We start from the raw sequence: 18,024 nt of genomic DNA, 5'->3' as shown, positions 1-18,024 counted from the left end.
GCAAAATTCGATCGATTGTGCCGCTGACCTGAAACACCGAAAGTCGTCTTCTTTCAGGAGAACGAATGATTCAGCGACGACACCTTTCAGCCGTATTGCTGGCCTCCCTGGCCGGCGCTTCCGCGCTTGCCCGCGCGGACGGCAAGGCGGCGCTCTCGGCGCGATTCGCCGAGATCGAGATGTCCAGCGGCGCCCGCCTCGGCGTCTCGGTGCTCGACACCGCCAGCGGCGCGCGCGCCGGGCACCGCGAGGCCGAGCGCTTCCCGATGTGCAGCACCTTCAAGTTCCTGGCCGCCGCGGCGATCCTGGCTCGTGTCGACCAGCGGAAGGAACGGCTGGACCGCCGCATCGTCTTCACCGCCGCCGAGCTCGTGGCCTACTCGCCCGTGACCGAAAAGCGCGTCGGCGGCGACGGCATGACGATGGCGCAGCTGTGCGAGGCCGCCATCACCCGCAGCGACAACACGGCCGGCAACCTGATGCTCGCGAGCCTGGGCGGCCCGAGCGGCCTGACGCGCTACGCGCGCTCGCTGGGCGACGCGCAGACGCGGCTCGACCGCATCGAGACCGCGCTCAACGAGGCCCGCCCCGGCGATCCGCGCGACACCACGACGCCGGGCGCGATGCTGGACAACATGCACAAGATTCTCTTGGGCGATGCACTCTCGCCGGCATCGCGGGCACAGATCGAACGCTGGCTGGCCGCCAACCAGACCGGCGGCCAGCGGCTGCGCGCCGGCGTGCCGCCGGACTGGGCGGTCGGCGACAAGACCGGCTCCGGCGACCAGGGCACCGCCAACGACATCGCGATCCTGCGGCCGCCGGGCCGCGCGCCGATCCTGGCCGCGGTCTACCTCACCCAGAGCACGGCCTCGATGGAGGCGCGCAATGCGACCCTGGCCTCGGTGGGGGCTGCGATCGCACGGGCCGCCTGAAACGCCATCGCTCAGTCCCCCGATGCCCATCGCCTCGAGCCTGGCCTTGGTCTCGTCGCTCCTAGGGCGGCAGGTGCGCCGAAGCTCAGGGTTGCCCGTCGCGGCGCCGCGGCCCGGCGTCTAGCCAGTTCGCACAAGACGGGTCGCGGAGGCCACCCTATCTTTGCGCGATACAAGCACAGGGAGATTCGGCAATGCCTCAGCATGACATTGGAGGCCCGGGCGCGCTCGGGCGCAATCTGATCGAGAGAGTCTGCGTGGGCGACGTGATCACGCGCAGCGCCGATCTCTATCCCCACCAGGTGGCCATCGTCGACGGCGCTCGTCGACTGAGCTACGCCGCCTTCGATCGCCAGGTCAATCAGCTGGGGCACGCGCTGCGCGGCCTGGGGCTGCGGCACCAGGACGTGGTCGCCGTGATGGCGCGAAACTGCACCGAACTGCTGTTGACGTACTTCGCCTGCGCCCGGGCCGGCCTCGTCTGCGCCCCCGTCAACCTGGGACTGCGTTCCGGCGAGATCGCCTGGTGCCTGCGCGATGCCCGCGCCCGCGTGCTGGTGGTCGAGGGCCCGCTGGCCGACCTGTCGAAAGCCGTGCTGGCCGAAGACCTCCCGATGCTCGAACATCGCGTCCATACCGGCGCTGACTTCGACACATTGTTGGCCAGCGGAAGCACCGATCCGCTCGAGGTCGAGGTCCGGGACCGCGACGTGGTGCAATTGCTCTACACCAGCGGCACGACCTCGACCCCCAAGGGCGTGCTCACCAGCCATCTGGCGGTCACGATGGCCGGGCTGACCGGTGCCCTGTCGCTCCAGGGCGGGCCGGGCTACACCTCGCTGGTCGCATTGCCCCTGTTCCACTGCGCAATGCTCAACAGCGTCGTGCTGCCGCTGATGATCATCGGCGGCACGCTGGTGCTGACCCAGGGCTTCGAACCGCAGCGGACGGCGGCGCTGTTCGAAGCGGAAGGCGTGCACCTGGTGGTCCTGCTGCCGATGATGTATGGCCTGTTGCTCGGCCACCCCGCACTGCAGGGACGCACCTTCCCCACCCTGCGGCGCGCGATGTACGCGATGGCGCCGATGCCGCAGGAACGGCTCGCGGCCATCCATGCAATGTTCCCCAACGCCGACGTGGTGCTCGGATCGGGCCAGACCGAATTCACGCCTGCGACCTGCATGCAGCGCCCCGAGCATCAATGGAGCAAGTCGGCCACCTGGGGGACCGCCACCGCATTGACGCGCGTCGCCGTCATGGACGAGCAAGGCCGGCTGCTGCCGCGCGGCCAGACCGGCGAGCTGGTCTACCGCGGCCCGCAGGTCATGAACGGCTACCTCAACATGCCCGAGGAAAGCCGCGAGTGCCTGCGCCATGGCTGGTTCCACAGCGGCGACGTCGCCCACATCGACGAGGACGGCGCGATCTGGTTCGAGGACCGCTACAAGGACGTGATCAAGACCGGCGGCGAGAACGTTGCCTCGGTCGAGGTCGAGCGCTGCCTGATGGAGCACCCCGAGATTGCCGAGGCCGCGGCCGTGGGCTTGCCGCATCCGCACTGGGGCGAGGCAATCACCGGCGTGGTGGTGCGCCGGCCCGGGTCGACACTCGACGAGGCGGCGCTGATAGCGCACTGCGGCGAACGCCTCGCCGGATTCAAGACCCCGAAGGCGATCGTGTTCGTGGCCGAGTTCCCGCGCACCGGGACCGGCAAGCTGCAGAAGCATTTGATTCGGGGGCAGCACCGGGATCTGTTCCGGGGCTGAGACGCATCAGCGCTTGCGCTTCCCCACCACCACCAGCACGCCGCCCGCCACGATCGCGCCGATGCCGGCCCAGACCGGCAGCTCGATGTCCTGCTTCTCCTTCACCGCGAGCTCGACCGGCCCGATCTTGATCTGGTGGGTCGACTTGGTGAAGCTGACATGGCCCAGGGCGAGCGCCAGGAGACCCGCGAAGATCAGGACAAGGCCGAGGATTCGGAGGGGGTTCATGGGAAATCTTCGAGTGGTGCAGTGCGTGCTGCGACTGTAGCGCCGTCGGCTCCTAGAGGGGCCGCACGTCCCGTTCGCTGCACCCCGCGTCCAGCCACTGCGCGAACTCGTCCGCCAGCCGCTTCGACTCCGCCGCTGCGGCGTCCCAGGCCTTGATGCGCCCTTGCAGGTCGTTGCCATAGCGGATGAAGTCGTTGCGATCCGGCAGCTTGCCGTTCGGCAAGGTCCTGACCCACGCCGGATCCGGCGCCAACACCACCATGTGGTCGAGGAAGCCGGTCGGCTTGTGACGCCACCTGAGCCCCTTGTCGAGCCAGCCCGGCACCACCGCCTGCTGGAAATGCGGATACAGCACGATGCCCTCGGCGTTGCCGTAATCCAGGTGCAGGTGGTAGTCGGTGATGCCGCCATCCCAGTAGGCGCCGCGCGGCGCGCCCGGGATGTCGTGCACCGCCTCGAGCATGAAGGGGATCGAGCACGAGGCCTGCAGCGCGAGCTCGAAGTTGGCTTCGACCAGGTCGACCTGGCGCGTGCGGAAATCCCGCGTGCCGAAGGGCAGCGCCGTCCCCGGCGTCGAGAACACCACGCGCTCGAGCCAGGCGCCCAGGCTCTTGCGGTGCACGCTGTTGGCGAGGAAGGCGCCCAGGTAGCCCACCGGTGTGCGCGCCCTGCCCTCGCGCCCGAGGATGTGCCGCCCGCGCGAGGTGATCACGTGCAGCCGGTAGCGCGAATGCCCGAGCACCTCCGCCGCGCGGCCGCCGTAGAAGCTGCGCAGCCCTTCGCCGAACTGCGCGCTGACCTGCTTCGCGCTCAGCCGCTTCTGGCCCGGCGGCACCTCGAAATGCTGATGGATGTAGCCGTGCTCGAACTGCTCGAAGGCGGTCCGGGCATCGCTCAGGCAGGCATTGGCCAGCCGCCAGGCGCCGATGGAAGCGCCGACCAGGTCGACCGGCTGCGAAGAGCGCGGCAGCCAGTCGCCGAACAGGAAGCGGTCGATCGGCCCGAGCACCAATCCCTTGGGGCCGCCGGCAGCCCCCGGGATGGTGCGCACGTCGGCGGGCCGCAGGCCGTGGGCGGCGATGTGTTCGCGGGCCGCCGGGCCGGCGTAGATCCGAAGCGCTTTCATGCCGGGTCCGCTGGCAAGAATCGTGCGCTCCGGCCCACGGCGGCCACTTACTTGCGCAGCCCTTGCAGCTTGGCGAAGGCCGAGGCCATCTGGCCGGCCGGTTGCGGCGAGTTGTCGCGTCGCGGACCCTGCTGGCCGCGTCCTGCGCCCTCGAAGCGGTTGTCGCGCGGGCCATCGCGGCGCGCGGGCGCCGCGTCGAGCTTCATCGACAGGCCGATGCGCTTGCGCGCCACGTCGACCTCCATCACCTTGACCTTGACGATGTCGCCGGTCTTGACGACCTCTCGCGCGTCGTTGACGAACTTGTGCGAGAGCTGGCTCACGTGCACCAGCCCGTCCTGGTGCACGCCGAGGTCGACGAAGGCGCCGAACTGCGCCACGTTGCTCACCGTGCCCTCGAGCACCATGCCCTCGACCAGATCCTTGATGTCGTCGACGCCGTCGTTGAAGCGCGCCACCTTGAAGTCGGGGCGCGGGTCGCGGCCGGGCTTCTCGAGCTCGCCGAAGATGTCCTTGACCGTGATGACGCCGAACTTCTCGTTGGCGAACAGTTCGGGCTTCAGGGTCTTGAGCATGTCGGCGCGGCCCATCAGCTCGGCCACCGGCTTGCCGGTCTTCTCGATCATCTGCTCGATCACCGGATAGGTTTCCGGATGCACACCGGTCATGTCGAGCGGATTGCTGCCGCCGCGGATGCGCAGGAAGCCCGCGCTCTGCTCGAAGGTCTTGGCGCCGAAGCCGCTGACGTCCAGCAGTTGCTGGCGGCTGGCGAAGGCGCCGTTGGCTTCGCGCCAGCGCACCACCGCCTTGGCGACGCTGGCCGACAGGCCCGAGACGCGCGACAGCAGCGGCACGCTGGCGGTGTTGAGGTCGACGCCGACCGAGTTGACGCAATCCTCGACCACCGCGTGCAAGGTGCGCGCGAGTTCGCTCTGGTTCACGTCGTGCTGGTACTGGCCGACGCCGATCGACTTCGGATCGATCTTGACCAACTCGGCCAGCGGGTCCTGCAGGCGGCGCGCGATGCTGGCGGCGCCGCGCAGGCTGACGTCGACATCCGGCATCTCCTGCGAGGCGAACTCGCTGGCGGAGTAGACCGAGGCACCGGCCTCGCTCACCACCACCTTGTCGACATTGACGTCCGGCGCCCCGGCCTGCGCCGTCATCTTGGCCAGCAGCTTGATCAGGTCGGCGGCCAGCTTGTCGGTCTCGCGGCTGGCGGTGCCGTTGCCGATCGCGATCAGGTTCACGCCGTGCTTGGCGCACAGCTTGCCCAGCGTGTGCAGGGAACCTTCCCAGTCCTTGCGCGGCTCGTGCGGGAACACGGTCGCGGTCTCGACCAGCTTGCCGGTGGCATCGACCACCGCCACCTTGACGCCGGTGCGGATGCCCGGGTCCAGGCCCATCACGACGCGCGGGCCGGCCGGTGCGGCCAGCAGCAGGTCGCGCAGGTTGTCGGCGAAGACCTTGATGGCGACCTTCTCGGCCTCTTCGCGCAGCCGCGTGAACAGGTCGCGCTCGGTCGACAGCGCCAGCTTGACCCGCCAGGTCCAGGCCACGCACTTGCGGATCAGGTCGTCGGCCGGGCGGCCGGCATGGCTCCATCCGAGGTACAGCGCGATCTTGCCTTCGGCGATCGAGGGCTTGCCCGGCTCGGGCTCCACCGGCAGCACCAGCTTGGCGTCGAGGATCTCCTGCGCGCGCCCGCGGAACACCGCGAGCGCCCGGTGCGAGGGCACGCGGCCGATCGGCTCGTCGTAGTCGAAGTAGTCGCGGAACTTGGCGATGTCGGCGTTGTTCTCGTCCTTGCCCGCCATCAGGCTGGACTTGAGCAGGCCCTCGGCCCAGAGCCACTCGCGCAGCCGCTGCACCAGCGGGGCGTCCTCGGCCCAGCGCTCGGAGAGGATGTCGCGCACGCCATCGAGCACGGCCGGGACGGTCGAGAAATCCGGACCCGGCTTGCCGTCGTCCAGCGTCGTGGCCGGCTGCAGGAAGGCTTGCGCCTCGAGCGCCGGATCCAGCGCGGGATCGGCCAGCAGCTTGTCGGCCAGGGGCTCGATGCCGAACTCGCGCGCGATCTGGCCCTTGGTGCGGCGCTTCTGCTTGAAGGGCAGATAGAGATCCTCCACCTCCTGCTTGGTGAGCGCCAGTTCGATCGCGCTGCGCAGCTGAGGGGTGAGCTTGCCCTGCTCATCGATGCTCTTCAGCACCGCGGCGCGGCGATCCTCGAGCTCTCGCAGATAGGACAGGCGGGCCTCGAGTTCACGCAGCTGGATGTCGTCGAGGCCGTCGGTGGCCTCCTTGCGGTAGCGGGCGATGAAGGGCACGGTGGCGCCACCGTCGAGCAGCTCGACGGCAGCCTTCACCTGGTGCTCGCCGACCTTGATCTCGGCCGCGAGCTGGCGAATGATTTTCTGCATGGATGAGGAGGAAAGTCCCAGGGACGACGGCGCCCTTGGCGCCTGGCGGATAAAGCGCGGAAGTTTGCCATAGGCCCCAGGGGGACAATCACGCCGAATGGGTATCCTGAAGAAACTCCTGAGCTTGCTCGGCATGGCGCTGCTGGTGCCGGTGCTGCTGTTCGAGGAGTGGGGCTGGGAGCCGCTGGCCCGCGGCGCAGCCCGGCTGGCGCGGCTGCGCATCTGGGCGCGCATCGAGGCCACGGTGCGCGCGCTGCCGCCCTGGGGCGCGGTGCTGGCGTTTTTTCTGCCGGCGCTGATGCTGCTGCCAGTCAAGCTTTTCGGACTCTTCCTGCTCGGCGAAGGGCACGCAATGAGCGCCCTGCTGCTGCTGCTCGCTGCCAAGCTGGTGGGGACCGCGGTCCTGGCACGGCTGTTCCAGCTGGTCGAGCCGGCGCTGATGCGCATCCCATGGTTCGCGCGTTTCTATCCGCGCTGGAAAGTCTGGAAGGACGGCGTGCTGACGCACGTTCGCGAGACCCGTGGCTGGCGCCTCTTGCGGACGCTGACACGCCGCATTCGTCGCAGTTGGCGGCGCCTGCGGGCAGGCTGAGCCTCTTATTTTTACCCGGGTATATTGATTAATTAAATATACCCGGGTAATATAAATGGCATGAACTTGCCCAAAGAAGCGCGACGCGCCCTGACGCGGACTTACAAAGACACCTTGCGCCCGGCGGGTGTCTTTGCCATCACGAACACCTTGAACGGCCGCATCTACCTGGCCGGCAGCCTGCATGTCGAGGCCGCACTGAGCCGCGCGCGCTTCGAGCTGGGCATGCGCGCGCACCGCAACAAGGCGCTGATGCGTGACTGGATCGAACACGGCGCCGCGCACTTCCGATTCGAGGTGATGGCGCGGGTCAAGGAAAGCGACGACCCGGCGTTCGACCGCGCCGCAGAACTCGAGACTCTGCTCGCTCTCTGGCGCGACGAGCTCCAGTGCGTCGGGGAGCGCGGGTACAACGCACCATGACGGTCGATGCACTCGCCTTCTGCCTGGGCATCGGACGTGCCCACGCCAGCCTGAGCCTGCGCCTCGAAGAGGATCTCGGGGCCTTCCACGGATTGAGTTTCGGCGACTTCACGCTGCTCCATGGTCTCTTGCATGCCGACCAGGGACGGATGCGGATGACGGACCTTGCGCAGCTTCTGGGGCTGCCGATGAGCGCCCTGATGCGCAAGATGGTCGTGCTCGAGAAAACGGGCCTTGCCGAGCGCCTGTCCGCTCCCGGGGACGAGGGTCGCCGGCATGCCGCCATCCGGACCGGGGGGCGCAAGGTGATGCTGGACGCCATCGTCACTGTCGAAGCCATCTGTACCCAAGCCGTGCAAGCGCTGGACCCGGCACGCCTTGCGGAGATCAACGCCGCAATGCTGGCGCTGTGTGGAGACGAAGCATCGCGCGCCTGAGTCCGCCAGCGGGTAGATTACCCACCTCTTTTTGCCCTGATTCCAAGAACAAAGAAATCCGACATGTCGTCCGACGCTCCGCCCATCAACCTGATCGTATTTGCCGACCTGAAGCGTATCGCTCGAGGGCGCAAGGCCGAAGTGCTCGCGCAGTTGCGCGAACGCGCAGACGACGCGCCCTATCTCGTGTTCGACGAGCAGACCGGCGATTTGCTCGACTTCGACGTACACAACAGGGCCGGCGTGGTCACGCCGGCTGCCGATGCCAGTTCCGAATCCCATGCAGAAACGCGCCGCAGCGTGGGACGCCCCAAGCTGGGCGTGGTCGCGCGCGAAGTCACGTTGCTGCCGCGCCATTGGGATTGGCTCAACCGCCAACCCGGTGGTGCCTCCGTGGCGCTCCGGCGGCTGGTACAGGATGCAAGCCGGGTCAACGCCGACCGTGATGCCGTACGTGCGGCACGTGAAGCCGCCTACCGGTTCATGACCGCCATCGCCGGAGCCCTGCCGGGCTTCGAGGAAGCCACGCGGGCCCTGTTCGCGGGCGAGCGTGAGCGCTTCGAAGCCTTGATCGGCCCCTGGCCGGAAGATGTCGCCGGGCACCTGAAACACCTCGCCACGGCGGCCTGGAGCCAGGCATGACCGCAACGAATCCGAACGCCATCGACGCCGAAGGCATCCGGCATGCCGGCGAGATCGCGGCACCTCCCGCAGCGGTGGCCGACCCGGCGCCGCCGCCGGTCGCCCCGCCTGCCAACCCGCGCATGGCCGCGATGGCCTCCAAGCCGCTGTGGAAGGTGTTCCTGCTGTTCCTCGCGCCGATGCTGCTGAGCAACATCCTGCAGTCGCTGTCGGGCACGCTCAACAACGTCTACCTGGGCCAGATGATCGGCGTCGGCGCCTTGGCGGCGGTGTCGGGCTTCTTCCCGATCATGTTCTTCTTCATCGCCTTCACGATCGGCCTGGGCGCCGGCGCCTCGGTGCTGATCGGCCAGGCCTGGGGCGCGCGCGAGCCCGACAAGGCGCGCGCCGTGGCCGGCACCACGCTCACGGTGGGCGTGCTGTTCGGCCTCTGCGTGGCGATCTTCGGCGGCGCTTTCACCGAGCCGATGCTGCGCCTGCTGGGCACGCCGCCGGACATCCTGCCCGATGCCACGCGCTACGCCCGGATCATCCTGATCGCGATGCCGGGACTGTTCGTGTTCCTGCTGTCGACCGCCATGCTGCGCGGCGTCGGCGATACCGTGACGCCGCTCTACACGCTGATGATCTCGACCGGGCTCGGCCTGGTGATCACGCCGGCGCTGATCAGGGGCTGGTTCGGCCTGCCGCAGCTCGGCGTGGCGAGCGGCGCCTGGGCCACCGTGGTCTCCTTCGTGGTCGCGACTGCCTGGCTGGCCTTCCACCTGCGGCGCAAGAAGAGCCCGCTGGCGCCGGATGCCGACTTCATGCGGCACCTGCGCGTGCGTCCGGCGCTGCTCAAGGCGGTGCTCAAGGTCGGCGTACCCACGGGCGTGCAGATGATCGTCGTCTCGCTGGCCGAGATCGCGCTGCTGTCCTTCGTCAATGCCTACGGCTCGAACGCCACCGCGGCCTACGGTGCCGTGAACCAGGTGGTGGCCTACGTGCAGTTCCCGGCGATCTCGATCGCGATCACGGCCTCGATCCTGGGCGCCCAGGCGATCGGCGCCGGCCAGGTGCAGCGCCTCGGCGCGATCACCCGCACCGCGCTCCTGATGAACCTGGTGCTGACCGGCTCGCTGGTGGTGCTGGGCTACCTGTTCTCGCGGCCGCTGATGGGCTTCTTCATCACCAGCGAACCGGTGATCGAGGTGGCGCAGACGCTGCTGCACATCATGCTCTGGAGCACCGTGATCTTCGGCATGGGCGCGGCGCTCTCGGGGATCATGCGGGCCAGCGGCTCGGTGCTGGTGCCGACCGCCATCTCGATCTTCTGCATCGCGCTGATCGAGGTGCCGGTGGCGTGGTGGATGAGCCACCGCCTGGGCCTGAACGGCATCTGGATCTCCTACCCCGTGGCCTTCACCGCGATGCTGACGCTGCAGGCCTGCTACTACCGGTTCGTATGGCGCAAGAAAACGATCCGCCGGTTGATCTGAGGGCCGCGGCCCGCCCCGTGCTCTACTCGTTCCGCCGCTGCCCCTATGCGATGCGGGCGCGGATGGCGATTGCGGCGAGCGGCCAGGCGTGCGAACTGCGCGAGGTCGTGCTGCGCGAGAAGCCGGCCGAACTGCTGGCTGCCTCACCCAAGGGCACGGTGCCGGTGCTGGTCGATGTGGACGGTCGCGTGATCGAGCAGAGCCTGGACATCATGCTGTGGGCGCTGCGGCGCAACGATCCGGAGGGCTGGCTGCGGCCCGCCCACTCGACGCTGGACGAGATGCTGGCGTTGATCGCCGAATGCGATGGCGATTTCAAGCGGCACCTGGATGGCTACAAGTATCCGGAGCGGCAACCGGTGGCCGATGCCGGTGCCGAATCACATCGCGCACGAGGCGCCCTCTTCCTCGCGCGGCTCGAGACGCTGCTGCAGACCCGGTCCTGTCTGCACGGCGACACGCCCGGGCTCGCCGATATCGCGATCGCGCCTTTTGTGCGTCAGTTCGCCCAGGTTGATGCGGCGTGGTTCGAGGCGCAGCCCTGGCTGCGCCTGCACGCCTGGCTGGCCGCGCGGCTCGAGGCACCGGTCTTCGCGCGCGTGATGCACAAGTACCCTCCCTGGCACCCCGGCCAGCGCGGCGTCGAGTTCCCTGCCTGACCGCCCCCTCAGGACGTCTGCGCAATCAACTCCAGCGGCACGACCTCGACCTCTCCGCCGGCCACGCGCTTGCTTTCCTCGGTATAGCGCTTGAAGAAATCCTGGCTCTGCAATGCCTTGATTGCCTGCTCGTCCGAGGCGGCGGCGAGATGGTAGTAGCCGGGGCCATCCCGCTCCTTCAGGCAGCGGTAGGAGATCTTGCCCTTCACGGCCGGCTCGGTGTCCAGCCAGGCGATGAACTGGCGGATGTGCTCATGCCATGCCTCTGCCGTGCCGTTCTTGAACTGGTACTTGATGAGGAAGTGCTTCATCGGCGGCCACCTTTCGGATGTCGGATTCGCGGCGGTGTCGGTACGTCTCGGGTCGGCGCCGCACCTGACGCCATTGGGCTCGGGAACGCGCGCACTGGCAACCCGGGGCAGGAAAAGGACGGCTGTTCCCGCAGCTATTCGAACGCCTCGCGGCGGGCGGCACCGCAGAACGAACGGGGTCAAGTCGACACCGCTTGCCGTTCCGGCCAGTACTGCGACAGCATCCGCTGGTGATAGCCCACGAGGTTCGCGCCCAGCGGGTCCCGATTCAACTGGCGCAGCGTGTCAATGATCTGCTGCGAATCGTTGAGAAGCCGGCCGTCGTCCAGCGTCAAGGCCGGGAGCTTGTCGTTGCCCATCTTGCGCACGTTGGCGATCTGAGTGGTGCACGGCAACTGCGCCATCCGCAGCCAGGTCAGAAGCTTGACGACGAACGGACTGAGGTCGATGCAGTTCCAGGCGGGGCCGAAGGTGTGGACGATCATGTCGAGCTCGGTTGTTTGCCTGGAGGCTAAGCTGACGAGGCCTTGCCGAAGCGGCTCGGATCCTTGGCGACCCGTTTTTCGATCGAACAGGCTCAATCGAACACCTCGTCGCCATTCGGCTCGTAGTGCGGCACCGCGTTCATGGAATGCCGCAGCTTCGCGAGCTCCCAGTACATGCGCTTGCGCGCGCGGCTCTGGTTGCCGAGCGGGCGATGGTCGGCAATGGTGTGCCAGGGGTTGTACGACAGCCGCTTGGCGAACTCCATCTGCGCCGGCGAATCGAAGCGCTGCCGCGGCAGGCGCAGGGTCGCCACCGTGATGCGCGGCGACAGCTTCTCGGGCCACAGCACGCCGGCGTTCTCGATCGGCATGAGGTGCGGGTCGGTCTGCATCTGCAGCCGGATGTCGAACTCGACATCGTCGTTGGCCAGCGCCGACACCATCGCCTGCCGCAGGTAGTCGTCGGGCGGGCGCAGCGGCAGGCGCGGGATCGGCGTGCGCCTGGTCGACTTCGGCCAGACCGAGTACTGCATCGCCTGGCCCTCCCCCATCAGGTAGGGCACGCAGCTGAAGTACGGCGCTTCGAAGGGGCTGCTCTGGGTCTTGATGAAGAGCGACTGCATCACCAGGTCGAGCACGTGCGAATCGTGCAGGTTCACGAAGTAGAAGATCTGCGCGTTCTTCACGCTCTCGCGCTGCAGCGCCGCGTTGGCCTTGGCGTCGGGCGTCACGAAGGTCGGCGTCGAGACGGCGAACATGTCGAGCGTGTGCTGCTCCTCCTCCATCAGCTTCGGGCCGGGCACGCCCATGAGCTTGATGCTGATGCTCATGAAGCCGACGTCGTCGATGTCCGGCGTGATGTAGGGGCCGGGCCCGGAGAAGCGCACCCAGCAGCGGAAGGTCTGCGGCGTGGCGTAGATGCCGCGCTTCATGTGCTCCGGAATGTCTTCGTGCACCGTGAACTCGCCGCGCACGATGCCTTGGGTCTTGGTGTTGCCGCCGCGCTCGAAGCCGCCGGGCTTCCACAGGTCGCTCATCTGCCGCGTGAAGCTCTTGACGATCGAATCGGTAAAGCTCTCTTCGTCGGGCAAGAGCCGTTCCTCGGCGATGGCGAGCCCTTCGTCGCTGCGCCGGCTGTTGATCAGCGCGGTCGTGAAGCGTGCCAGTGGATCGCGCAGGAAGGCATCGAAGGCCGGCCGCAGCAAGGGGTCGAAGCGGCGCTCCAGTCGCAACAGCACCATGCCCGCGTCGCTCACGGCGTTGCGCCAGGCGGAGCCGGTGTTGGCGCGTGGCGTCGGGCGGCTGGCATTCGAGTTCATCAAGGCCCCTTCGAGAGGTAGCGCAACGCCCGCAGGCTGGGCAGAAAGAAATAGGCGCCGCCACGCACGGTCACGAACTGCTGCAGGCCGCAGACCCGGCGGTCGGGACCGGAGTCGAGCGGGATCGAGAAGCCGTCGGTCGGCGTGCCGTCTTCGCGCGGCAGGTGGTGGCCGATCAGCGGGTCGCTCTCGCCGGACAGGCCGTCGAAGCGCAGGCCCGACAACCAGGCCGACTGCACGAACTCGAACTGGCGCGCGATGTTGGCGCCCAGGCAGATGAAATGCAGGCCGGCGACGTCGGCCTCGCCGGCAGGCGATGCGAGGGCTTCCTCGATCGACATCCGCTCGCCATAGGCGCGGCCGCGGCGCAGCAGCCGGTGGAAGCGGGTCGACGAGACATGGTCGGCGGCCAGCGCCTGCGCATCCCAGCCGAGCGTGCGCCGTGCCCAGGAGATCCATCCCGGCGGGCCCGCGGGCAGGTCGGCGTTGCGCGGATTGCTGCGCCGGATGTGGGCGCCGATCGGGCAGCGCAGGCCCTCGGGATCGCTGGCGTAGGTGAAGCTGTTGTCGGCGTCCTTCACGCCTGCGATCTGCTCGCCCGTGTGCCCGACCAGCGGCTCGCCGCCGGTGGTGCGGCCGACCATCGTCGCGGCCAGTTGCTTGCGAAGCTCCGGGTCGCCGCCGACCTCGGCGTCGACGAAGCGCCAGAACCTGCCCACGTGCTGCTGCAGCTGGCGCATCACCAGGTAGCTGCCGTTGAGCCCGAAATCGGCCTTGTCGGGTGCGTCCTCGGCGCGCGCGAGCATCTCGTCGGGGTCTTGCTCCGGGTCGAGCAAGGGGCGGTCGGTGTACGCCCCGTATTCGTTCGGATAGCCGAGCAGGTACTCGCCGAGACAGGACACATTGCCGTAGTCGCCGCGCTCTTCGTCGCGCACTGCGCGCTCGCGATCCCAGTCGAGGGACGGCTGCGAGAGGCCGTCGGCGAAGCCGAAGGGCTCGACGTCCTCCCGGACCGCGGGCGGCGGAGGCCCCTCCATCGGCTCGAATCCCTGCCGGCACTGCGCGAGCACGCTGCGCTGCCAGGCCTCGAGACCGCCCTGCTCCGCGTAGAGCATCAACAGCACGTGCGGAATCCTGTCCGGCGAGCCGCCCCATCGCCATCCGGAGGGGTCGTTCGGCCCGATGTCGCCGAGCCTGCGCGCGCGGCTTTCGTCGCTGCTCATGCCGACGAGGAATTCCGACGAGAAGCCTTCGACCACGTCCTTCGGCAGGCCGAGCGCCCGCAGCCCCGCGCTGGTGAAGGCGACCTGGAGCGCGGTCGTCGGCGCCTCCTTCTGTTCCATCGCGCTGCTCACGGGCGCCACGGCCAGCCAGGCGCGAGCGGCGTCCGGGTCCTTCACGCTCAGCAGCAGGAAGCTGGACTCGGCCATCTTCCGGTAGCCATGGCGCACCAGCCCCTGGACGTCCTCGAGTTCGACCGGTCGAATGCTCATAGCAGCCTCAGCCAGGCCAGCGCCTGCGCGTCGCTCATGGTGTGCATATCGAAGCCTTCCCGGATGCGCCGGTTGCGCTCGAGGTCGGTCAGCGTGAGGCCGGGGTAGGCCTTGTACCAGACTTGCGTCGGCAACTGGTGCCGGCGCTGGTAGTACTTGAAGCGCAGCTCGTGCCGTGCACCGCCCTTCAGCAGCCAGGCGGTGCGCGGCCAGCCGAAGCCGTTGCTGAAGATCAGGTTCAGGCCCCAGGCCGCCTTGTTGATGAAGTCGTCCATGTAGCTCTCGTGGCTGCCGTCGTAGTTGCTCGCGAACAGCACCCGCGTCTTGCCGTCGAGGAAGACCCAGCGCGCGAAGTGGATGGTCTGAACCCGCGCCAGGTGGCCGCGGCCGAACAGGTGGCGGCAGGCATAGTCGATCGCGTAGAGGATCGCCTGCGTGAGCCAGCGCCGGAACAGGCCCGGCTTGACCGGGCCGAGGGCCGTGAAGCTGTTGGTGAGATCGTGATCCTCGAGCCGCTGCATCTCGAGCACGGCGGCGCGGTCCGGGCGCGGGCAGAACTCGGGGTCGCTCTTCTCGTGGCGCCGCAGCTGCCAGACGCCGAACGCCAGCGCCACGATCAGCGGCAACCACAGCAGTGGCCATCGAAACAACAGGCCGACGACGACGAGCGCGGCCAGCGGCAGTGCGATCGCATGGAGAGAATTGCGCAGCAGCCAGCCCGACGGCGTGCGCTCCGGCGAGGTCAGAAGCAGCCGCCCCTCGAGCTGCTCGGCCTGCACGAAGGCCAGCAGCCGGTGCCGCAGCGCCTGCGGATCGATCGCTTCGGCACAAATGTCGCGCGGCACCTGCGAGGCGAGCGCGCGCTGCAGCGCGCTGTCCTCGCGCACCTGGCGCACGGTGCGGCCGATGCGGTTGACGTAGCCTGCGGCCACCGGCAGCGAATGCGACTTGAGCCATGCGAACAGAAGACCTCCCGCATCGAAGCTTTCGCAGTGCGCGAAGATGCGGCGCAAGCCATTGCCCGCGACCTCCACGAACTCGGCCAACTGTTGGTCGGCCGGGCCGTCGCATTCGCCGAAAAAGCTCAGGTACAGCGGCACGCGCGGCCGCGGCAGGCCGAAGGCCTCGAGGTCGCCGAGCGTGGTGTCGGTGAGCAGCGCGAAGCGCGCGAAATGCAGCCGCTCGAAGACGCCGAAGGGAACCAGCGCGTTGGCGGGGTCGGCCATTCCGGGCTTCAGGTTCATGGTGTCCAGCAGATTGCGCAGGCTGGCCTCGCGGCCATCGGCGACCGCTGCGATCACCATGAAATGGGACTGGGGAGTCACCGCATCAGAACTTGAGGCAGAAGTCGATCAGCCGCTCCTTGCCCCAATAGACCTTGCCGAGATAGAGACCGGGCCCGATGAGCCGGATCTCGTCCCGGATCCACTGCGCCACGATGGAGGTGTCCGAGTAGTCCAGCACGATGCACGGCTTGCCGTCGAGCCAGCTGTCGCCCAGGGAAACCTTGGCGACGATGGCCTGCACGCCGAAGATGCTGACCTTGTTCTTCAGCAGGCCCTTCTCGGCGTCGAACACCTTCCCCTGCCAACCGAAGAAATTGATGATCCTCGCGATCGACTCCGTGTAGCGGGTGCCGGGCGCAATGATCGCGGTGCCCTCGGCCTCGCCGTGAGGAATGTCTCCGGGCGGGCTGGCGCGGAACAGGTCGTCGAGCTGCTGCTGCGACATGTCGAGCAGCTGTTGCACGTCATAGGCCATGTGCCTTCTCCTCCGGGGAAGCCCCGTCGTTCGCAAAGTGTCAACGCATTCGGCGCGCTTCGTCAATTTGCCGAAAGAGGGGTGCGCCGTGCTTCATGCAGCAGCGCATCGGCGGCTTTCTCCGCCACCATGTAGATGGCCGCGGCGACGAAGAAGCCCGGGATGCGCGGGAAGGCGGAAGCGTCCACCACCCGCAGCCGCTTCACGCCGTGGACCGCGAAGGCGCTGTCCAGCACGCCGCCCGCCTTCGCGTCGCCGATCGGGCAGGAGCACGAGGCATGGTGGCCCCAGGCGGTGTTGCGCACGTAATCGGACAGCGCTTCGTCGCTGTCGGCCGAGGGGCCCGGCGACAGCTCCTCGGCGATCCACCCGCTCTTCAGCAGCGGCGCCGTCATGCGGCGCACGAAGCGGATGGCCTGCACCACGGCTTTCAGGTCATCGCCGGCCGCGTCGCTGCCTTCCTCGAAGTAGCGGAAATTCACCAGCGGCATGTCGCGCGGATCGGCCGAGCGCAGGCGCACGGTGCCTGCGCGATTCTTCGTGTGGCCCTTCAGCACGGCCCAGGTCAACTGGTCGGGCTGATCGCGAATCCAGCGCGAGAAGCCGCTGAAGTAGCCCTCGAAGCGTGCCAACAGCGCCATGCAGAACAAGTCCGGCGCCTGCCCCTGCCGCTCGGCGCCGAGCGAACGCAAGATCACGCCGAGCGCGGCGCCGTTGGAAGCGTACACGCCGCTGCGGCCCTTCTGCCAATGGCGCCACAGCGTGTCGTCGCGCTCGAAGCGGGCGCCCTCGAGCACCTCCCAGGGGGAAGGCATGCGGTGCGTGACGGCGACCTCGTAGCGGTCCTGCAGGTTGCTGCCGACCCCGGGAAGATCGACCCGCACGGGGATGCCGTGGGCCTGCAGTTCCGCCGCCGGACCGATGCCCGACAGCATCAGCAGCTGTGGCGTGTTGAAGGCGCCGCCGCAGAGGATCACCTCGCGCCGGGCCCGCACCTCGCGCTTCGCGCCCGCGCCATCGCTGGGCGCCGCGTGGGCACGATAGAGACGCTCGCCCTTCAGGTACTCGACGCCGCTGGCGCCGCCATCGGCGTCGAAGAGCACGCGGGTGGCGAGCGCATCCAGCTCCAGGTGCAGGTGCCCGGGATGGCGCCGCGCGACCTCCAGCAGCCGTTCGCGTACGCCGCTGCGGCGGTGGCCGGCGGTCGCGAGTGGCGTGTAGCAGAGGCCTTCGAAACTGCCGGGCCGCAGGCGCCGCGAGTTCGGGTCTCCCAGCCCCCCGCGCAGCCAGCGCAGGGTGCTGAGCCAGGGCGTCGGCAGGCTGCGGGTGAAGCCGCTCGCGGTGTCGCGCAGCAGCCGCACCAGGCCCTCGTCGCCGAGCACGGACAGCGGGATCGACTTCTCGGTCCGCAGCCAGCCGCCCCAGCCGTGCCCGGTCGGATCCAGGCCGACATGCCGCAGCGCGCGCCACACCGGCCGGTGCCGGCAGTCCTCCACGCGATGCGCATAGCGGCGCATGCGGGTCGCCCGCCAGGAAGGGTCGCCGGTGAGCCGCGCGATGTGGTTCCAGTCCGACGCATGCGGCAGCATGAAGATCATCGCGTTGTGCGAGGTGCAGCCGCCCAGGCCGGCGGCGCGCGGATAGAGCACGCCCTGCCCCGCCCGGTATTTCCAGTCCTTCGCCTGCCGCGCCTCGTCGGCGTAGTGGCGGACGTGGAAATCCCACCGCATCGCCGGGTTCTCGCAGGCGAAGGCATGGAAGGCCGGCACGTCGTAGTCGTCCGGCAGGCGCGCGTGGCCGGCGCGCGGATCGCCGCCGGCATCGAGCAGGAAGACCCGCATGCCGGCCTCGGCCAATCGGGCCGCAAGGGTCCCGCCGCCCGCACCCGACCCGACGATGACGTAGTCCCAGTCGCTCGCGTCGGTGCCCTGCATGCGTCCCGTTTCGAT

18 protein-coding genes are annotated in these 18,024 nt (G+C 68.5%); 8 read left to right on the top strand and 10 right to left on the bottom strand.

Annotation, left to right across the window (positions count from 1 at the left end; translation table 11 throughout):
- Positions 1–65: 65 nt before the first annotated feature.
- Both bla and AB4Z46_RS09710 read left to right on the top strand, forming a co-directional pair.
- Positions 66–935: a class A beta-lactamase gene (gene bla, locus AB4Z46_RS09715; RefSeq protein ID WP_442283275.1), complete on the top strand. Its 870-nt coding sequence runs from the start codon at positions 66–68 to the stop codon at positions 933–935.
- Positions 936–1,129: 194 nt separating this feature from the next.
- Positions 1,130–2,701 (top strand): AMP-binding protein, encoded by a 1,572-nt coding sequence (locus AB4Z46_RS09710; protein ID WP_442283274.1) that lies wholly within the window; start codon positions 1,130–1,132, stop codon positions 2,699–2,701.
- A 6-nt stretch (positions 2,702–2,707) separates the two neighbouring features.
- Here the strand turns inward: AB4Z46_RS09710 and AB4Z46_RS09705 are convergent, their stop codons facing one another.
- The 3 genes from AB4Z46_RS09705 to AB4Z46_RS09695 are packed head-to-tail and all read right to left on the bottom strand — an operon-like array spanning position 2,708 to position 6,475.
- On the bottom strand, positions 2,708–2,929 hold the full coding sequence (locus tag AB4Z46_RS09705; RefSeq protein WP_442283273.1) for a hypothetical protein: 222 nt from the start codon (positions 2,927–2,929) through the stop codon (positions 2,708–2,710).
- A gap of 52 nt (positions 2,930–2,981) precedes the next feature.
- Positions 2,982–4,055 (bottom strand): phospholipase, encoded by a 1,074-nt coding sequence (locus AB4Z46_RS09700; protein ID WP_442283272.1) that lies wholly within the window; start codon positions 4,053–4,055, stop codon positions 2,982–2,984.
- Positions 4,056–4,102: 47 nt separating this feature from the next.
- A complete protein-coding gene (locus tag AB4Z46_RS09695) occupies positions 4,103–6,475 on the bottom strand; it encodes a Tex family protein (protein WP_442283271.1) in 2,373 nt (790 codons plus the stop codon).
- Between the two features lie 97 nt (positions 6,476–6,572).
- Between AB4Z46_RS09695 and AB4Z46_RS09690 the strand changes: the two genes are divergently transcribed.
- The 6 genes from AB4Z46_RS09690 to AB4Z46_RS09665 all read left to right on the top strand — a co-directional run bounded on the left by AB4Z46_RS09690 (position 6,573) and on the right by AB4Z46_RS09665 (position 10,706).
- Entirely contained in the window at positions 6,573–7,067 is a 495-nt protein-coding gene (locus AB4Z46_RS09690; RefSeq protein ID WP_442283270.1) for a hypothetical protein, read from the top strand.
- Between the two features lie 60 nt (positions 7,068–7,127).
- The gene (locus AB4Z46_RS09685) at positions 7,128–7,490 is read left to right on the top strand and encodes a GIY-YIG nuclease family protein (RefSeq protein WP_442283269.1); all 363 of its coding nucleotides are present in this window, start codon (positions 7,128–7,130) and stop codon (positions 7,488–7,490) included.
- Entirely contained in the window at positions 7,487–7,927 is a 441-nt protein-coding gene (locus tag AB4Z46_RS09680) for a MarR family winged helix-turn-helix transcriptional regulator (RefSeq protein ID WP_442283268.1), read from the top strand. Before AB4Z46_RS09685 ends, AB4Z46_RS09680 begins: the two co-directional genes overlap by 4 nt.
- A 63-nt stretch (positions 7,928–7,990) precedes the next feature.
- Positions 7,991–8,569 (top strand): DUF2239 family protein, encoded by a 579-nt coding sequence (locus AB4Z46_RS09675; protein ID WP_442283267.1) that lies wholly within the window; start codon positions 7,991–7,993, stop codon positions 8,567–8,569.
- 122 nt (positions 8,570–8,691) lie between these two features.
- A complete protein-coding gene (locus AB4Z46_RS09670; protein WP_442283315.1) occupies positions 8,692–10,047 on the top strand; it encodes an MATE family efflux transporter in 1,356 nt (451 codons plus the stop codon).
- On the top strand, positions 10,014–10,706 hold the full coding sequence (locus tag AB4Z46_RS09665; protein WP_442283266.1) for a glutathione S-transferase: 693 nt from the start codon (positions 10,014–10,016) through the stop codon (positions 10,704–10,706). Before AB4Z46_RS09670 ends, AB4Z46_RS09665 begins: the two co-directional genes overlap by 34 nt.
- Before the next feature lie 8 nt (positions 10,707–10,714).
- On the opposite strand, the gene AB4Z46_RS09660 is transcribed toward AB4Z46_RS09665, so the two are convergent.
- From AB4Z46_RS09660 to AB4Z46_RS09630, 7 genes are all read right to left on the bottom strand, one after another.
- Positions 10,715–11,017, bottom strand: a complete 303-nt coding sequence (locus tag AB4Z46_RS09660; protein WP_442283265.1) for a hypothetical protein — start codon at positions 11,015–11,017, stop codon at positions 10,715–10,717.
- A gap of 179 nt (positions 11,018–11,196) precedes the next feature.
- Entirely contained in the window at positions 11,197–11,598 is a 402-nt protein-coding gene (locus AB4Z46_RS09655) for a glutathione S-transferase N-terminal domain-containing protein (protein ID WP_442283264.1), read from the bottom strand.
- Complete coding sequence (locus AB4Z46_RS09650) at positions 11,595–12,821, bottom strand: hypothetical protein (protein WP_442283263.1); 1,227 nt, start codon at positions 12,819–12,821, stop codon at positions 11,595–11,597. Before AB4Z46_RS09650 ends, AB4Z46_RS09655 begins: the two co-directional genes overlap by 4 nt.
- Positions 12,821–14,314, bottom strand: coding sequence for a Dyp-type peroxidase (locus AB4Z46_RS09645; protein WP_442283262.1), 1,494 nt, complete (start codon positions 14,312–14,314; stop codon positions 12,821–12,823). The genes AB4Z46_RS09650 and AB4Z46_RS09645 overlap by 1 nt, the downstream gene beginning before the upstream one ends.
- The gene (locus AB4Z46_RS09640) at positions 14,311–15,639 is read right to left on the bottom strand and encodes a hypothetical protein (protein ID WP_442283261.1); all 1,329 of its coding nucleotides are present in this window, start codon (positions 15,637–15,639) and stop codon (positions 14,311–14,313) included. The genes AB4Z46_RS09645 and AB4Z46_RS09640 overlap by 4 nt, the downstream gene beginning before the upstream one ends.
- 4 nt (positions 15,640–15,643) lie before the next feature.
- On the bottom strand, positions 15,644–16,075 hold the full coding sequence (locus AB4Z46_RS09635; RefSeq protein ID WP_442283260.1) for a hypothetical protein: 432 nt from the start codon (positions 16,073–16,075) through the stop codon (positions 15,644–15,646).
- 62 nt (positions 16,076–16,137) lie between these two features.
- Positions 16,138–18,009 carry a GMC family oxidoreductase gene (locus tag AB4Z46_RS09630; RefSeq protein WP_442283259.1) on the bottom strand — a complete coding sequence of 624 codons (1,872 nt, stop codon included), beginning with the start codon at positions 18,007–18,009 and terminating at the stop codon, positions 16,138–16,140.
- Between the last annotated feature and the right edge of the window lie 15 nt (positions 18,010–18,024).

It is taken from the genome of Variovorax sp. M-6 (assembly GCF_052114385.1).
In the GTDB taxonomy this organism is placed as follows: domain Bacteria; phylum Pseudomonadota; class Gammaproteobacteria; order Burkholderiales; family Burkholderiaceae_C; genus Variovorax.
This window is presented reverse-complemented; position numbering and strand designations above follow the sequence as displayed.

Excerpts from the sequence above, each read along its gene's own strand:
- AB4Z46_RS09665 (WP_442283266.1), top strand. The coding sequence starts at position 10,014 with ATGGCGCAAGAAAACGATCCGCCGGTTGATCTGAGGGCCGCGGCCCGC.
- AB4Z46_RS09700 (WP_442283272.1), bottom strand. The coding sequence starts at position 4,055 with ATGAAAGCGCTTCGGATCTACGCCGGCCCGGCGGCCCGCGAACACATC.
- bla (WP_442283275.1), top strand. The coding sequence starts at position 66 with ATGATTCAGCGACGACACCTTTCAGCCGTATTGCTGGCCTCCCTGGCC.
- AB4Z46_RS09660 (WP_442283265.1), bottom strand. The coding sequence starts at position 11,017 with ATGAAGCACTTCCTCATCAAGTACCAGTTCAAGAACGGCACGGCAGAG.
- AB4Z46_RS09680 (WP_442283268.1), top strand. The coding sequence starts at position 7,487 with ATGACGGTCGATGCACTCGCCTTCTGCCTGGGCATCGGACGTGCCCAC.
- AB4Z46_RS09695 (WP_442283271.1), bottom strand. The coding sequence starts at position 6,475 with ATGCAGAAAATCATTCGCCAGCTCGCGGCCGAGATCAAGGTCGGCGAG.
- AB4Z46_RS09675 (WP_442283267.1), top strand. The coding sequence starts at position 7,991 with ATGTCGTCCGACGCTCCGCCCATCAACCTGATCGTATTTGCCGACCTG.
- AB4Z46_RS09710 (WP_442283274.1), top strand. The coding sequence starts at position 1,130 with ATGCCTCAGCATGACATTGGAGGCCCGGGCGCGCTCGGGCGCAATCTG.
- AB4Z46_RS09650 (WP_442283263.1), bottom strand. The coding sequence starts at position 12,821 with ATGAACTCGAATGCCAGCCGCCCGACGCCACGCGCCAACACCGGCTCC.
- AB4Z46_RS09690 (WP_442283270.1), top strand. The coding sequence starts at position 6,573 with ATGGGTATCCTGAAGAAACTCCTGAGCTTGCTCGGCATGGCGCTGCTG.
- AB4Z46_RS09670 (WP_442283315.1), top strand. The coding sequence starts at position 8,692 with ATGGCCGCGATGGCCTCCAAGCCGCTGTGGAAGGTGTTCCTGCTGTTC.
- AB4Z46_RS09685 (WP_442283269.1), top strand. The coding sequence starts at position 7,128 with ATGAACTTGCCCAAAGAAGCGCGACGCGCCCTGACGCGGACTTACAAA.
- AB4Z46_RS09635 (WP_442283260.1), bottom strand. The coding sequence starts at position 16,075 with ATGGCCTATGACGTGCAACAGCTGCTCGACATGTCGCAGCAGCAGCTC.
- AB4Z46_RS09630 (WP_442283259.1), bottom strand. The coding sequence starts at position 18,009 with ATGCAGGGCACCGACGCGAGCGACTGGGACTACGTCATCGTCGGGTCG.
- AB4Z46_RS09645 (WP_442283262.1), bottom strand. The coding sequence starts at position 14,314 with ATGAGCATTCGACCGGTCGAACTCGAGGACGTCCAGGGGCTGGTGCGC.
- AB4Z46_RS09705 (WP_442283273.1), bottom strand. The coding sequence starts at position 2,929 with ATGAACCCCCTCCGAATCCTCGGCCTTGTCCTGATCTTCGCGGGTCTC.